The organism is Aurantibacillus circumpalustris (assembly GCF_029625215.1).
In the GTDB taxonomy this organism is placed as follows: domain Bacteria; phylum Bacteroidota; class Bacteroidia; order B-17B0; family Aurantibacillaceae; genus Aurantibacillus; species Aurantibacillus circumpalustris.
Window position 1 is genome coordinate 1,318,291 of sequence record NZ_CP121197.1, and the last position, 12,860, is coordinate 1,331,150.

The window sequence follows — 12,860 nt, forward strand, 5'->3', positions numbered from 1 at the left end:
ATTTAATCAGCATTTAAATGGCCGATAAACAATATTCCAAAATAGGAAAATCAATTAACTACGTTTCAAGTTTAAGCGTTGCACCAATTCGTATGCAAAGTCAAGATATTGGCAATTGGGTAACTGCTGTAAATTGCGCGCGCGATATTCGTATGCCTCGCCGCCGCTTGTTATACGAACTTTTCGACAACATCCGTCAAGATGGTAAAGTGGCTACTGTTATGCAAAAGCGCAAAGTGGCTATCACAAACAAAAATTTTGTTTTTTATAACAAAAACGACGAAGGCACAACCGTTGATCGTATCCAAGATGAAATTATTGATATGCCTTGGTTCGACGAGATGCTTGAAATTTTAGAAGAGGAAGACTTCTATGGTCACGAATTAATGGAGTTTGTGCCTGACGGAAAAGGCGGTATTGAATCTGTAATTCAAATACCACATGCAAACGTAGTGCCTGAAACTGGCTTGTTGCTTCCTAATTATATGGATACAACAAACGGTGTTTTGTTTCGTGGTCCAAATGCCGATCCGCAAGTGAGCAAATACCTTTTAGAATTTGGTAAGCAAAAAAACTATGGCCTATTAATGAGCATGGCGCAGTATGTTATTTACAAGCGCGGTGGCTTTGGCGATTGGGCAGAGTTTGCAGAGTTGTTTGGCAGACCTTTCCGCGTTGGTAAATACAATCCATTAGACCCAACGTCAAGAAAATTATTAAGCGATGCACTAAGAATTATGGGCGGAGCTGGTTTTGGCGTAATACCTGAAGGCACAACGCTTGAATTTATACAAAGTAATTTTGGCTCTGGTCAAAGCGGCATCTTTAAAGATTTAACGCAAGCCTGTAACGACGAAATTGCGCAAATCGGTTTGGGTGGAACTATGACAACCGATAACGGCAGTAGCCTTTCTCAAAGTGAAACACACCTCGAAGGTGAAAACGCAATTGTTGCAGCGCGTCTTAAAAAAATAATCAAATTTTTAAATGGTCCATTTCGCAAAATGATAAGCGGAAAGGAATTTAAATATAAAGAAGCGGAAAACGGATATTTTAAAGTTGATCGTCCTGAAATTATCGGCTTAAAAGATCGCATAGAAATTGATATGCAAGTGGCCACACAAGTAAATATTAAGCCGGAGTACTGGTACGAAAAATACGATTTACCAAAACCCGACAATGGCGAACTATTAAAACAAGCCCCTACAACACCGCCTGACCTTAAAAATGAAAACGCAAAGGCAGAGCTTGAAAAAAAAAAGACCAAACTAAGCGCAAGGCTTAACGCCTATTATACTCCCACTTGCTCCTGTTGCGCTCCCCTCTCTGACAGAGAGGGGCATGGAGTCAGGTTAGATTTTAATACAGACATCGAAAAACTAACAAAACTTATTTTCGACGGCAAACTTAAACCCGGCACCGTAGATAAAGAATTGATAAACAAAACAGCATCAAAACTTTTAGAAGCAATCACAAAAGGTTATTTGCGACACCCTTCCGATTTTACTGAAGCAGATAAAAACCTAATCGCATTTATGCAAGAAAACGTTTTTATTTTCTCAGGCTTTAAAACCGAAAACATGCTTCGTGAGGCTTCCGATTTACTTTTAGATGCTACCGGAACACTCCGCCCTTTTAACGACTTTAAAGAGCAGATTTTGCAGCTAGATGCAAAGTATAACGTTACCTATTTGGCAGCAGAATACAATCACGCGGTTGCATCCTCTCAAATGGCCAGCAAGTGGCTAAACTTTCAAGAACTTAAAGAGGATTTTCCAAACTTAAAATACTCTACAGCTGGCGATGCAAGAGTGCGCGATGCGCATGCGGTGTTAAACGGTTTAATTATACCAATGGATGATCCGCGTGTCGATGCAATTTACCCGGTTAAAGACTTTGGTTGCCGTTGCGATATGGATGCAACTGATGAAGAGCCAAACGACACCAAGTATAAAATAAATCCATCGTCACTAGGTCCATTTAAAAACAATGTAGGTAAAGATGGTATTGTGTTTCCTGAGTCGCACCCATATTACGAAACAAGCAAAACAACCGCCAAAGGCATAGTTGCAGCAACAAAAGCATTGTACAAACAAACCAAAAAGTAAAATGGCCATCCAGTATCCACACCCATTTAAAAAAATGTACGCACACCAAGCGCGTTTGTTTAAACGTTTGCCATTGCGAATGAGCCAATGGGGTTTATTAGAGATAAAAGAAAACTTTAATCGTGGCGGATACATTGACGAAAGTGGAAATTTTGTGCCTTGGAAAAAACGAAGCCCAAACACATGGGGAAAAAAGAATAATAACGGAAGAGCTTTACTTGTTTTGCGTGCTCGTTTAAAACGAAGTCTGAAAGCTGCGCCACTATACAACGAAGCGAGAGTTATTACAGACGTTGAGTACGCTGGTTTACACCAAAACGGGTTTAAAGGTATGCAAGCTGTAAAGCCCGGAAAACGTACCGCAACCGTATCGCGAAGAGTTCGTGGTGGTTATACTGGTTTAGGACAAAAAACACGTTCAAAAAAAGTAACCTTTCAAGGCTCTCGACACAATGTAAAAGGATTCTCTCGAAAAGTAAACATCCCGGCGCGGCCATTTATGGAAGTAGGCGGTACCGCTTTTCGCCAATGGGAAAACAAAATATTAACTGAAATAGATCAACTATTTTTAAAATCATAAACAATGATATTAGACCAATTTTACGAAGTGTTAATGGCGCGTTTAAACGCTAAAGTAACAGAGATTAAACATATTGATATGTACGATGGTCAATACGATAACCCACACGTTGATGAGAACGGAAATATAATTGACGATTCATTTCCGCGTCCAGCACTATTTATTCAATTTCCGCCATCAATCGAATTGCAAGCATTATCCATGCGCCGTAAAACTGCTACTATTGTTTTTAGTTTACACTTGGTGCAAGATGTGGTGCAAGAAATAACAAAACGCACTCCCGCACTCATTCGCGCAAAAGCACACGCCCATAAAATATTGGTAGATAAGCTACAGTACTTTATTGAAGGCTTTAACGGAAACAACGTTGTAAGCGGCTACAATCAATTTGATGCCATCTCGTGGATAGGCATGAACCCCTATATAAAAATAGGCCAGCAAATAACAGATGTATTGCATTTCCGCGTAAGACTAACAAGCGATAACAGCCGCATAACTTACACAAAGCTTCAGGAGTTAACACCACCAATACTTGATCCAACAGACGATGTAACACATGAGTTCGACGATCTCGATCCCGAAACCCTATAAAAAAAGCCTCTACAAATTGTAGAGGCTTTTTACTTATGTGCCCTTATGTGCCTTATGTGGTTTAATTTTTTGTGTCGGCCTATTTTATAACAACCATTTTCTTTGCCGTACCGTTTCCTGAAGCAGTATGCAGTTGATAAAAATAAGTCCCTGAAGGCAAATCGCTGTTATCCAATTCAAGCGAATTAAAAGTGGCATCAACATCGTACCGCTTTAACTCTTTGCCGCTAATATCAAAAATAATAATTTGCCCGGCAGTTTCATTATTTGTAAACTGGTAACCAACCGTTGTTTTGTTAGTGGAAGGATTAGGCACAGCACCACTCACTAAATTAATGTTATTCACGTCAACTAATCCAGTTGGCTGGCTTGATGTGTTTCCCTTCACATGCATAGGCAAACCACCAACAAGCGAATAAACATTTATTTGCTTCAACGTCGATTTATTTGTTGAGTCAACATTTACAATTAATTTGTAACCATCTGCCGCGCCACCGTAATTAATGTACGGATAAGTCCCTTGTGTTACATTAAAAAGAACTTGCGCGTTTTCGTTCACAACACGCGTTTCGCAAACATAGGTTGACGGCGTAACACTAAAGTTATACGCATAACTATAATAAGCAACTTCAACAAGATTATCAGTATTAAACAAAGAGTCAGAAACTTGGCCACCACCAAAAGTATGACCAGCCGGCATTGGTAAATTAATTAACTTAAAAACAGAGTGATTCATGTTATAAAGCTTAACAATTGCATTTGGGTTATCAAATAACAAATATTTGTAACCCGATTTTACAAGCTCCACAATACTTAAATTTTGATAGGTTGCCGTTGCCGGGTATGAGTTTTCCAACGTAATTTGCGCTTTAGTAAATCCACAAAGCAGCATTAAAATAGTAAAAGATTTTTTCATGTTTTTAGGTTTTAGGTTTATTAAATATACAATTAATTTACATCACAAAAAAAGCCCCTCAAATGAGGAGCTTCTTATATGCGCTTATGTGCCTTATGTGGTTAATTTAAGCCGCTAATTTAAACCAATGGCCATAAGCTTCAGTTAAACTTTTTTTGTGCGACTCGTTAAACTTTTTAAAAGCCTCGCGAATCGCTAATTTATATTTTGTATTTCTTTCTGAAGGCGTTTTGCAATCATATCTGCCGACAGGCTTTAAATAAACCGCAGGGTTTTCATAATTCATTTCATTATAAAATTGAGTCATCCAGTAATACAAATCAGGTAACTCATCCGTTGCTTTAGACCAGCACTTTGCATCGTCAGGAAATTTATTTAAAAAAGCATTTAATGTTTTCAGGTTAATCGTTGCTGTGGTTTTCATAAGTTTAAATTTATACAGCTAACGTAATCCAATGTGTCGCAACACGCAAGTCTTTCCCTAAAATTTAACTCTTTTAACTCTTTAAAAGCAAAAAAGCCCCAAAACGGGGCTTCTTATATGCGCTTATGTGCCTTATGTGGTTCTTTTCACTCTTCAGAATCGAAGTGCTCGGCTGGTAGTTCCAACTCCTCACCAATCAAAGCATAATATAAATTTTGTAACTGGTGAACATATAAAATGTGAAGCAAAGGCTCTGCACCATGCGAACCTTCATTTACATCAATTGAAATATACGCGTCAACGTCACTTGATTTATCTTCATTACCATAATAAAAATCAATTATCGATTTACTTAAACACCACTCCACTCCCCGCTTTTCAAACCCAAAAGTCAACAAAAACCCTTCTGTTAATTTAATTGGCTGATAAAACCCCGGATACGGATCATCGTTAATCTTTTCAAGTACATCATTTAAAACTTGTAAAGAGGAAACCTTTTCTAAATTTCCGTTTTTATCTTGGATTAAATTACCCACTCTTAAACTTCTTAAAAACTCTTTTGCTTCCATCTTACATGCCTTATGTGGTTAATTTTTCAAGCCTACTTATCTAACATGGCTTTTTGTATTTCAATACTTTCGTCACCTACTACAGCAAACCTACACCTGTAACGAGAACGCAACTTTGCCCCATAACTATTTACAGCATCTACCCATCCATGCGCTACAATCTGCTTTGTTATATATTGATCGATTGTAAATGTGATGTCGTCTGAAAACTCAGCACTATTTGGCGATTTCAATAGCCCCAATATTGCCTCCTCAACTTTTTCCTTTATCATCCTATTGTTATCACTGCAAAAACTTCCTAGCGCAACCTCTTGTTCGATGTACGTCATGTCTTTATACGGTTTAGTTTTAATAGCTTTTTCACCCGACCTTTGATACATTGTACTGATCTTAAATACCGAGTAAATAAGTAAAATAACAACTAAAGCTACCACAAGAGGTCTTTTGTCGATTTGGTTTTCAATTATCAAGATTATATTTTTCATAACTATAAATTTAATGATTTTTAAATACTATTTAAACGTTGTTTTTAATTGGTTTTTTTAATACTGTTGCGCTTCCAATAAATTAGCTTTCCCACAAAAGGTTTATTAAACCACTTCCAAAAATCCTCCACAGAATTAAATCCATCATTCTTAGCAAGTGTTTTAATTCCATTATCACCTAAAAATTCAGACTCTTTAATACTGTGTATCAATTGTACTGTTTTTGCTTGCGGCTCTATCTCAATTCCACAAGTACACTCACAAAGAGTTTTTGCAAATTCTTTATACTGCTTTGTTCTAACACCAGTAGCCATGTGCATTAACATTCCGGCTTTCCATCTGTTGTTTTTATCCTCTCTTATGGTGTGAACTTTTACACCTTTTAAAATCGGCTCAACAAATTTTTTATTAAATCCTATTACCATTTTATTTGTCGTTCAGTTTCCTGTTCCCGGTTTTAAGTAAATTGACATCTTTTGTTTTCCTTAGTTATAATTGTTGTAAACGGGAACGATTCGCTTGGTACTTTTTTAATAGTTTCCATTAAAGCACCCGAACCAGTAAACACAACCCTTTTTCTACCTTCATAAGTAATTTGCAAATACAAACAATCGCCTTTACCCTCAAACTTGGATGGCTTAAGGCTGTAGCCGTGTACTGTTATTTGTTGGTTAATTATTTGGTAAATTTCTATTTTATCCCCTTCCATCGCAGGGGCACTTGGTTTAATTCCTAGATCACTAAATGATTTCATAAATAGTTTTTTGAGTAAATTTTTTGAGTTACAATGTTTTGCCCAGCCGTAATAAGATGGTACAGATAACGATTGAGGGTTACGATTTACAGCCCGTGCAAAATCCTGTTTAATTGTTTTGCGCATTTTAACGTAATCATGGTAGTGTACATAGCCCACAAAATCAATACCACAACTTACAGGGAAAATTCTATAATTACTTTTTACGGTTAAGTTTAAACTGCTGTTTAAATAATTCTTAATGTCCGCTAATAATTTATGTAAATACTCTTTGTTGGGCGCAAGAATAACAAGATCGTCAGAGTATCTAAAATAAAACTTAACACCAACGCTTTCTTTTATCCAATGGTCGAAGTAGGTTAAATAAAAGTTTGCAAAGTACTGGCTCAAATAATTACCAATTGGCAAACCGGGTGCGCTGTCAATTATTTCATCAAGCAGCCACAACAAATCCAAATCTTTGATTTTACGCCTTAATAATTTTTTAAGAACGTTGTGGTCAACGCTTGGGTAAAACTTCTTTACATCAAGCTTTAAACAGTATTTAGTTTCGTTTTTATCCTTTAGGGCAGATCGCAAAGCGTATGAAGCACCGTGTATTCCTTTTTTCTTTATACAACTGTACGTGTCGCTGGTAAATACCGAGTTAAACATCGGTTCAAGAATATTCATAACAGCATGATGTGTGATTCTATCAGGGTAATAAGGCAAACGGTAAACATCACGCTCTTTAGGTTCAAAGATTTTAAAAACCTTGTATTCAGAAGTTTTGTAGGTTTTATTTAAGAGTGCCTCGTGCAATAACAAAATATAGCTTTCACTATTTAAGTCAAACTGTTTTACTCCCGGCTGCGTTAACTTTCCTTTTCTTGCTTTTTTTTCGGCAAGTCGTAGATTATCAACGCTACAAATGTTTTGGTATATGTTACCGATTCTTTTCATGCTTTGCTGTTCAAAAAGTCGCTTTCGATTTTACTACTAACGCCTTTCACTTTTTTATCCTTTTCAGGCTTGTTATTTTTTGCAACTGTTGGCAAGGTTTATGCTGCTAATTACTTCGCATAGGTGCGAGCTGACATTCGAATTCGTGTTATCGTTATCGTAGTCGTTGTACGAGAAACCGACACCCGGCGAACCACAGCCCTAACACAGCATACAACCCTTATTGTTAATCTATTAAGTAATAATCTTTGTAAAGCTCCTCAAACTGCTTTCCGGCATACTCCGCCAGTTCGCTTGATTTAAAGCAAAGGCGCGAGCCGACAGTCGAATTCGAGTAAACGAGACCGTAGTCGTTGTCCGAGAAACCGACACCCGGCGAACCACCATCGTCTCCCATTCTAAACCAAGGATAATATTTCCATTCATCCCAATTGTTCCAATTAGGCTTCCAACCATCATTTAAAGCTTGCGCAATAATTTTTAGCTTCATATAAGCTAACTCATCTTTGCTTAATCCTTCAGGCGGAGTGAATCCTAATTTTAATGCTTTTAAAGCATCTTCAAACGTTTTGATCTTTTTCATACTGTGGTTTTGTTTTTAGTTAAATAAATCATTATAAATATCTTTGAACTGTTCCGCTGCGTATCTTGCTAACTCTTCCGATTTAAAGCAAAGGCGCGAGCCGACACCCGAATCCGCGTTATCGCCAACGCAGACGCCGCACGAGAAACCGACACCCGGCGAATACTTTAACCAAGGGTAATACTTAACCTGATTAGAGTTTGAAAAGTCAGGAAACCAACCCTCGTTTAATGCTTTTGCAATAATACCGACCTTTGCATGAGCTTGTGCCGCTATCATATCTTTGTCCTGCCCATTGTAATCTAAAATAGTTTTAAGATCATTAGATGCCCCGGCAATTCTAAAAGCATCCGCAAAATTTTTAACTCTGTCGGTAATTTTTAGGTTTACCTTTTTAACCTCTTCGATTTGCTCAGGGGTTAGTATGATTTCTACATCTTTCCCGTTGATGTTTATTTTTGTTGTCATTTTATATTTTGTTCAGTTCCCTGTTCCCGGTTTTATTAATTCATTTTTTGTTTTTCTTATAAGCTCCTATATACCCTGCCTTAACATGTCGCTCATGCGATAAATCTTTTTTAAGCCTTTCAATCTCCTTGTCCTTTTCAATCATAGCATGCGCATCTTTAATTTTCTGCATCATGTCAGGCGGAAACAACGGTATTTGAAATTGATCGTTCACGACTGTGGCACTCTGTTTTTTGCAATCTTTAAAGCAGTAATAAGCCTTTCAATATTCTCGCGCTCAATATGCAGTACTTGCATATCCGTTTCAGATAAGCCCCAAACTTCAACAACATCCTTTTCGCGATCTTCAATTTCAATATCGTGGTAGCCCTTTTGTTTAATTATTTGTTTCATTGCTATGGTGTTTAAATGGTGTATTTTTAGTCGTTAAAAAGCTCTAGTTGGTTTTCGTTATCCTCATCCTCCGGCGCAAGCACTATTTTACTAATAGTCTCAGGCAAAAGATAAAATCGGCGCGCAAGTATGGCAAGAATAGCATCGCGCGAATACTTCTGTACTTTTACATCACGAGCTCCGTTTACCGATTCACCTTCTAATTTTGCGTAAGCCTCTTTAATTGCCTTGTTACGCGCAGCTTGCAATCTTTTATCTCTGCTCATCTTATCCAGCGTTTAGAGTTTAAATACGTAGTGGCGTAAGGCTTGGCTGTTTGGTTTAATTTAAGTATGCCGTTAAAAGCCTTAATAAAATCGTATGCCTCAACTTGGTCAAACTTGCTCATTCTATTCCAGCAAGCTTCAGCCTTTGTGCGTCCGCAGTTTTTCTCTTCGTAATCCTTCCAAAACATTTCGAAGGTTACAACACGCTGCACTTCAATAATCTTTAAACCGTGTTGTTTTGCCGATGCAATAAAATCAACCTCGTAAAAAAAGTTTTTAAACTCGCGGTCATGTGAGTGCAGTTGGTCAACCGCGTTGCCGCTTAAAACATTAAAGCCCGTTAATATTCCGTGTTTGTTGTAACTTACTGTTACATCACTTTTAAATTTTTGGCTGTGGTACTGGTATGTTTTCATTGTGGTATCTTATGTGTCCTTATGTTTCTTATGTGGTTCAAATCGTCCTATCAATCTCAGTAAAAATCTCCGTTACAAACGGGCATTCATTATTTATAAGCTTTAATTCATAAGCAATATGTAGTGCCAACGCTTCTTGTTTATTCATGCTTATTTTTTTAACCTTATTGTGATTACTGTTACCAAACAGCCAAAGCCTCCTCATGAAACTCTGAAGGTTCATTGCTAAAAGATATTGAAGCGGTGAACCTCCGCCTGTTAATGTGTTTTTATACCCTTCAGCTATCGCTAAAGCACTTGAACGGCTTTGTTTAAAACTATATTTATCTCTTAGCATAATAGGCCTTTAAAACTTTTTCAAACTGTGTGACTAATTCAGGTAACTCATCCACTTTGTAAAAATTAAGCTTACAATGCTTATGGCCGCGCTTCTCACAAAAATCATTCACGCGGTTCATGTCAATTTTACCACTTGGTAACTTCCAACCCATCTCATGGCAAATACTTAAAACCTTTTTGCGCATTCTGTTCTCGGGGCTATTTTCCCAAACTGGTTTTGGTACCTCTACCACCTTAACCATTTGCTTAATCACTACGTTTAAATGATTTATTAAAGCTTGGCACTCTTCGGGCTTCATTGCGCTGCTGCGCGTTTCTCTGCCGTTGGTAAATTGCATAACCAAATCCTCCTTAACATCGCTTGGTATATTAAGCTTGCCGAGTTGGTAGTGCAAAATTTTATTTTGGCTCAATGTTCTAATCATAACTTAAAAAGTAACTTGGTAAACAAATACGAGTAACTCACTTGCAGCACTTCCATTGTATCAACAGAGTACATTGGCATACCTAATATTTTAGCAATCAAAACCTCGGTTAACGCGCCTTTGCTTTTTGTCCAATCGTCCAGTACATAAATTTTATTACTACACACCAAAGCCTTAATACACTCGCGCATGTACGAGTGCCATTGTTTGTCGTGATCATCAGGTAAATCATGCGGATTAAACACGTGCACAAAAAAATCTCTATACTGCAAGCGATCAAGTATAAGTCTTTCCGCTGCTCTAAACTTTGGTTTGTTTAAATCTTTCAGCCCGGTAATCTTGCCGGATAAGTAAACGAGTAATGTTCTTTTATGTGTCATTTAATTAGGGTTTAATGAGTGTTTTTATAGCGTTTTAACCGTGTTTAATCAAACGGTCTTTTCGTGCAATTGATGCGGTTTTGTAATTTAATCGTTTGGTAATATCAAACTTTGCCTCGCGCCTTTTAGCCGCTGTTATTTGCGCTGCAAACGAGTGTATTATTTTGCCTTGGTGTCTAACATACAGTTGTACATAAAACTCGCGATAGCGGCCAATCCATTTACCGCCAATCGCTTCAGAACCTGTGGTAAACGATAAGTGTTTTTTTAATTGATGCCTTGCAGCCCTGCGGCTTGTTGCGGTAATTTCACACGGAAATTGCAACACCATTTTTTTGTCAACAAACACCATTGTGTGTATCACATACACATGCTTTTTTGGTGGTGATAATATTCCTTTACTAACAAGGAAAACAATAAATTTTCTAAAGAGTATAAATACCAATGCCATATTAATCAATTTTAAAACCAGTTAATTCAATCAGAGCAGCGCACCCAAACAGAATAATAGCACCAAGCTGTAGTACGTCTAACAATTCCATTTGGGCGTCGAAGCTCATCATACTATTCCGCTTCTTTTTTTAGTTCAACATAAAACGTCTCGTCCTGCACAACTTCAATGCCGCACTTTTCAAAATGCTTGCTTACATTCTCGTCGTCACGGTCAGCAAGTAACTTGTCTTTTGCTGGCTCGTCAACAGTTCGCACATACTCAGGTAATTTTATTTTTAATAACTCAACAACCGACCCCCATGTAAAACGTTTTAATGTTTTTAGTTTTGGCGTTCCGGTTCTAAAGCCAATCGCTCCGTGAGTCATTAAAATGCTTTTCTTTTTATCAAAAAGTTGCGTGTTGCTTTCCGCAAAAAAATGCAAGAGGTTAAGCTTCTCTTCTTTCACTTCGGTTAACTCGTTTATTTGATCAGTAAACTTGTTACGTATAGCCGTCATTTGCTCGTCCATAGTAGCATTAATCTTTGCAAGCTTCGCATCCGCTGTTGCATACTCGGCCATAACGGTTTCGGCCTCGTTGATAGTTTTTACCGACATCACTGGTTTTTTTTCTCTTGTTTTACTCATGTTATTTATTTTTGGTTTAATGGTTTAGTTTTATTGTGTTTTTTATCTTTTGAATAATTAGTATTTGAGTTGCATCTTTTGGCACAGGCAGCGTTCTCAGCATCACCATCAACTCTTTACAGGTAGCTGATTCAATCTCGTCAAGCGTTGGAAACGTTACAAGATCAAGTGACTTTAAACGCGCCTCTTCGGTTTCGTAATCTCTAATGTCCTGCGCAATTACACTTGCGTAAGGGTTTGTATGGTGCTCGCTTAACCAGTTTTTTAATTCTGCTTTTTTTTCGCACACTAATTTTTGCGCCTCAGCTATTTGTGTCTTTGTCATAGTTGCGGCACGTTGTTGTAAACTTCACTTGGCGATGTATTAAAAACACGGTTTCTAACTCGGTTTAAAGCATTCGCAAAACGCTTATCGGTTTTACTTACGTTTTCAGCAGCCCTACACGAAAAAAGTGTTGTTGGGTGATCTCTGTTAATAAACGCGCCAACCTCTTTAAGCGAGTATGTTGTTTCTTGGTGCGATCTCATTACGTTGCAAAATATTTTACGTGCATCCGCAATGGGTCTTTGTCTTCCTTTACTAACAATATCTCTTACGCTTGTATTGGTTTCTTGCGCAACAATTTCAAGCACTTTTTGCATTGTTTCTTTTCTGCTATTTTCCATGAATAAGGGTTTTTAAACGTTCAACTTCTAATTTTGTAAAGGCTTTAAGCGCGCTAGATACTTCGTTAATCACAAAGCGATTTGGTATAATGTGTAATCGGTTTACATTGTGTGTATCGTTATACAATTCAAGAGCAACCTGTAAACACTCGTTTTCAAATGGTAGCTCGTGTCTTTTAAAATCAACTAAATTGATATAAGCCTCATCTCTTAAACTCCATTGGTTTCTCCACCATGCCCAAAACAATTTGCAGCCGCCAATAACACTAACAATCTGCTCGTCGTTAAGGCTCATGTTGTTTCGTATCCATTCCAGTCCGTGCTCAAAAACCATTCCGTGGTAAATGGTATCATCGCCTTTTAAGGCTTTAAGTATCAACTCTCTATTGTGTTGTACTTTTAATTCGTGTATTTTGTTTTCTAATTTCATACTGTGGTGAAGTATTTTTAATGTTGTGTAAACCTGTCTTTATTC

Annotated in this window: 23 protein-coding genes; 3 read left to right on the plus strand and 20 right to left on the minus strand. The window is 37.5% G+C overall.

Features of this window, described 5'->3' with window-relative positions; genetic code table 11:
* The first annotated feature begins 17 nt into the window (after positions 1-17).
* From P2086_RS05490 to P2086_RS05500, 3 genes are read left to right on the plus strand one after another with little or no spacing between them, the layout of a single operon-like run.
* Positions 18-2,108: a phage portal protein family protein gene (locus tag P2086_RS05490; protein ID WP_317899436.1), complete on the plus strand. Its 2,091-nt coding sequence runs from the start codon at positions 18-20 to the stop codon at positions 2,106-2,108.
* Between the two features lie 34 nt (positions 2,109-2,142).
* The gene (locus tag P2086_RS05495) at positions 2,143-2,688 is read left to right on the plus strand and encodes a phage virion morphogenesis family protein (RefSeq protein ID WP_317899437.1); all 546 of its coding nucleotides are present in this window, start codon (positions 2,143-2,145) and stop codon (positions 2,686-2,688) included.
* A gap of 3 nt (positions 2,689-2,691) precedes the next feature.
* The gene (locus P2086_RS05500; protein WP_317899438.1) at positions 2,692-3,279 is read left to right on the plus strand and encodes a hypothetical protein; all 588 of its coding nucleotides are present in this window, start codon (positions 2,692-2,694) and stop codon (positions 3,277-3,279) included.
* 79 nt (positions 3,280-3,358) lie between these two features.
* Here P2086_RS05500 and P2086_RS05505 read toward each other — a convergent pair whose 3' ends face one another.
* The 20 genes from P2086_RS05505 to P2086_RS05600 all read right to left on the minus strand — a co-directional run bounded on the left by P2086_RS05505 (position 3,359) and on the right by P2086_RS05600 (position 12,815).
* Positions 3,359-4,195 (minus strand): T9SS type A sorting domain-containing protein, encoded by an 837-nt coding sequence (locus P2086_RS05505; RefSeq protein ID WP_317899439.1) that lies wholly within the window; start codon positions 4,193-4,195, stop codon positions 3,359-3,361.
* Positions 4,196-4,301: 106 nt separating this feature from the next.
* Entirely contained in the window at positions 4,302-4,619 is a 318-nt protein-coding gene (locus P2086_RS05510) for a hypothetical protein (RefSeq protein ID WP_317899440.1), read from the minus strand.
* Between the two features lie 146 nt (positions 4,620-4,765).
* The gene (locus P2086_RS05515; RefSeq protein ID WP_317899441.1) at positions 4,766-5,155 is read right to left on the minus strand and encodes a hypothetical protein; all 390 of its coding nucleotides are present in this window, start codon (positions 5,153-5,155) and stop codon (positions 4,766-4,768) included.
* A 65-nt stretch (positions 5,156-5,220) separates the two neighbouring features.
* On the minus strand, positions 5,221-5,673 hold the full coding sequence (locus P2086_RS05520) for a hypothetical protein (protein ID WP_317899442.1): 453 nt from the start codon (positions 5,671-5,673) through the stop codon (positions 5,221-5,223).
* Positions 5,674-5,717: 44 nt separating this feature from the next.
* Positions 5,718-6,098: a hypothetical protein gene (locus tag P2086_RS05525; RefSeq protein WP_317899443.1), complete on the minus strand. Its 381-nt coding sequence runs from the start codon at positions 6,096-6,098 to the stop codon at positions 5,718-5,720.
* A gap of 32 nt (positions 6,099-6,130) precedes the next feature.
* Complete coding sequence (locus P2086_RS05530; RefSeq protein WP_317899444.1) at positions 6,131-7,369, minus strand: DUF8468 domain-containing protein; 1,239 nt, start codon at positions 7,367-7,369, stop codon at positions 6,131-6,133.
* A gap of 226 nt (positions 7,370-7,595) precedes the next feature.
* Positions 7,596-7,952, minus strand: coding sequence for a hypothetical protein (locus P2086_RS05535; RefSeq protein WP_317899445.1), 357 nt, complete (start codon positions 7,950-7,952; stop codon positions 7,596-7,598).
* Between the two features lie 15 nt (positions 7,953-7,967).
* Positions 7,968-8,420 (minus strand): hypothetical protein, encoded by a 453-nt coding sequence (locus P2086_RS05540; RefSeq protein ID WP_317899446.1) that lies wholly within the window; start codon positions 8,418-8,420, stop codon positions 7,968-7,970.
* A 40-nt stretch (positions 8,421-8,460) separates the two neighbouring features.
* The gene (locus P2086_RS05545; protein ID WP_317899447.1) at positions 8,461-8,634 is read right to left on the minus strand and encodes a hypothetical protein; all 174 of its coding nucleotides are present in this window, start codon (positions 8,632-8,634) and stop codon (positions 8,461-8,463) included.
* A complete protein-coding gene (locus P2086_RS05550) occupies positions 8,631-8,813 on the minus strand; it encodes a hypothetical protein (protein WP_317899448.1) in 183 nt (60 codons plus the stop codon). The genes P2086_RS05545 and P2086_RS05550 overlap by 4 nt, the downstream gene beginning before the upstream one ends.
* A 26-nt stretch (positions 8,814-8,839) precedes the next feature.
* Positions 8,840-9,079: a hypothetical protein gene (locus P2086_RS05555; RefSeq protein ID WP_317899449.1), complete on the minus strand. Its 240-nt coding sequence runs from the start codon at positions 9,077-9,079 to the stop codon at positions 8,840-8,842.
* Complete coding sequence (locus P2086_RS05560; protein WP_317899450.1) at positions 9,076-9,495, minus strand: LvrA C-terminal domain-related protein; 420 nt, start codon at positions 9,493-9,495, stop codon at positions 9,076-9,078. Before P2086_RS05560 ends, P2086_RS05555 begins: the two co-directional genes overlap by 4 nt.
* A gap of 37 nt (positions 9,496-9,532) precedes the next feature.
* Positions 9,533-9,832 (minus strand): hypothetical protein, encoded by a 300-nt coding sequence (locus P2086_RS05565; protein ID WP_317899451.1) that lies wholly within the window; start codon positions 9,830-9,832, stop codon positions 9,533-9,535.
* Complete coding sequence (locus P2086_RS05570; protein ID WP_317899452.1) at positions 9,819-10,259, minus strand: hypothetical protein; 441 nt, start codon at positions 10,257-10,259, stop codon at positions 9,819-9,821. Before P2086_RS05570 ends, P2086_RS05565 begins: the two co-directional genes overlap by 14 nt.
* Positions 10,256-10,639, minus strand: coding sequence for a DUF4406 domain-containing protein (locus P2086_RS05575; RefSeq protein WP_317899453.1), 384 nt, complete (start codon positions 10,637-10,639; stop codon positions 10,256-10,258). The genes P2086_RS05570 and P2086_RS05575 overlap by 4 nt, the downstream gene beginning before the upstream one ends.
* Positions 10,640-10,673: 34 nt before the next feature.
* Complete coding sequence (locus tag P2086_RS05580) at positions 10,674-11,090, minus strand: hypothetical protein (RefSeq protein WP_317899454.1); 417 nt, start codon at positions 11,088-11,090, stop codon at positions 10,674-10,676.
* 113 nt (positions 11,091-11,203) lie between these two features.
* Entirely contained in the window at positions 11,204-11,719 is a 516-nt protein-coding gene (locus P2086_RS05585) for a host-nuclease inhibitor Gam family protein (RefSeq protein WP_317899455.1), read from the minus strand.
* 16 nt (positions 11,720-11,735) lie between these two features.
* Positions 11,736-12,044 carry a hypothetical protein gene (locus P2086_RS05590; protein WP_317899456.1) on the minus strand — a complete coding sequence of 103 codons (309 nt, stop codon included), beginning with the start codon at positions 12,042-12,044 and terminating at the stop codon, positions 11,736-11,738.
* The gene (locus P2086_RS05595; RefSeq protein WP_317899457.1) at positions 12,041-12,385 is read right to left on the minus strand and encodes a helix-turn-helix domain-containing protein; all 345 of its coding nucleotides are present in this window, start codon (positions 12,383-12,385) and stop codon (positions 12,041-12,043) included. Before P2086_RS05595 ends, P2086_RS05590 begins: the two co-directional genes overlap by 4 nt.
* Positions 12,375-12,815 carry a hypothetical protein gene (locus tag P2086_RS05600; protein ID WP_317899458.1) on the minus strand — a complete coding sequence of 147 codons (441 nt, stop codon included), beginning with the start codon at positions 12,813-12,815 and terminating at the stop codon, positions 12,375-12,377. The genes P2086_RS05595 and P2086_RS05600 overlap by 11 nt, the downstream gene beginning before the upstream one ends.
* Positions 12,816-12,860 lie beyond the last annotated feature (45 nt).

Excerpts from the sequence above, each read along its gene's own strand:
- P2086_RS05505 (WP_317899439.1), bottom strand. The coding sequence starts at position 4,195 with ATGAAAAAATCTTTTACTATTTTAATGCTGCTTTGTGGATTTACTAAA.
- P2086_RS05600 (WP_317899458.1), bottom strand. The coding sequence starts at position 12,815 with ATGAAATTAGAAAACAAAATACACGAATTAAAAGTACAACACAATAGA.
- P2086_RS05525 (WP_317899443.1), bottom strand. The coding sequence starts at position 6,098 with ATGGTAATAGGATTTAATAAAAAATTTGTTGAGCCGATTTTAAAAGGT.
- P2086_RS05490 (WP_317899436.1), top strand. The coding sequence starts at position 18 with ATGGCCGATAAACAATATTCCAAAATAGGAAAATCAATTAACTACGTT.
- P2086_RS05510 (WP_317899440.1), bottom strand. The coding sequence starts at position 4,619 with ATGAAAACCACAGCAACGATTAACCTGAAAACATTAAATGCTTTTTTA.
- P2086_RS05560 (WP_317899450.1), bottom strand. The coding sequence starts at position 9,495 with ATGAAAACATACCAGTACCACAGCCAAAAATTTAAAAGTGATGTAACA.
- P2086_RS05520 (WP_317899442.1), bottom strand. The coding sequence starts at position 5,673 with ATGAAAAATATAATCTTGATAATTGAAAACCAAATCGACAAAAGACCT.
- P2086_RS05565 (WP_317899451.1), bottom strand. The coding sequence starts at position 9,832 with ATGCTAAGAGATAAATATAGTTTTAAACAAAGCCGTTCAAGTGCTTTA.
- P2086_RS05575 (WP_317899453.1), bottom strand. The coding sequence starts at position 10,639 with ATGACACATAAAAGAACATTACTCGTTTACTTATCCGGCAAGATTACC.
- P2086_RS05580 (WP_317899454.1), bottom strand. The coding sequence starts at position 11,090 with ATGGCATTGGTATTTATACTCTTTAGAAAATTTATTGTTTTCCTTGTT.
- P2086_RS05590 (WP_317899456.1), bottom strand. The coding sequence starts at position 12,044 with ATGACAAAGACACAAATAGCTGAGGCGCAAAAATTAGTGTGCGAAAAA.
- P2086_RS05585 (WP_317899455.1), bottom strand. The coding sequence starts at position 11,719 with ATGAGTAAAACAAGAGAAAAAAAACCAGTGATGTCGGTAAAAACTATC.
- P2086_RS05555 (WP_317899449.1), bottom strand. The coding sequence starts at position 9,079 with ATGAGCAGAGATAAAAGATTGCAAGCTGCGCGTAACAAGGCAATTAAA.
- P2086_RS05535 (WP_317899445.1), bottom strand. The coding sequence starts at position 7,952 with ATGAAAAAGATCAAAACGTTTGAAGATGCTTTAAAAGCATTAAAATTA.
- P2086_RS05550 (WP_317899448.1), bottom strand. The coding sequence starts at position 8,813 with ATGAAACAAATAATTAAACAAAAGGGCTACCACGATATTGAAATTGAA.
- P2086_RS05500 (WP_317899438.1), top strand. The coding sequence starts at position 2,692 with ATGATATTAGACCAATTTTACGAAGTGTTAATGGCGCGTTTAAACGCT.
- P2086_RS05570 (WP_317899452.1), bottom strand. The coding sequence starts at position 10,259 with ATGATTAGAACATTGAGCCAAAATAAAATTTTGCACTACCAACTCGGC.
- P2086_RS05595 (WP_317899457.1), bottom strand. The coding sequence starts at position 12,385 with ATGGAAAATAGCAGAAAAGAAACAATGCAAAAAGTGCTTGAAATTGTT.
- P2086_RS05540 (WP_317899446.1), bottom strand. The coding sequence starts at position 8,420 with ATGACAACAAAAATAAACATCAACGGGAAAGATGTAGAAATCATACTA.
- P2086_RS05530 (WP_317899444.1), bottom strand. The coding sequence starts at position 7,369 with ATGAAAAGAATCGGTAACATATACCAAAACATTTGTAGCGTTGATAAT.
- P2086_RS05495 (WP_317899437.1), top strand. The coding sequence starts at position 2,143 with ATGTACGCACACCAAGCGCGTTTGTTTAAACGTTTGCCATTGCGAATG.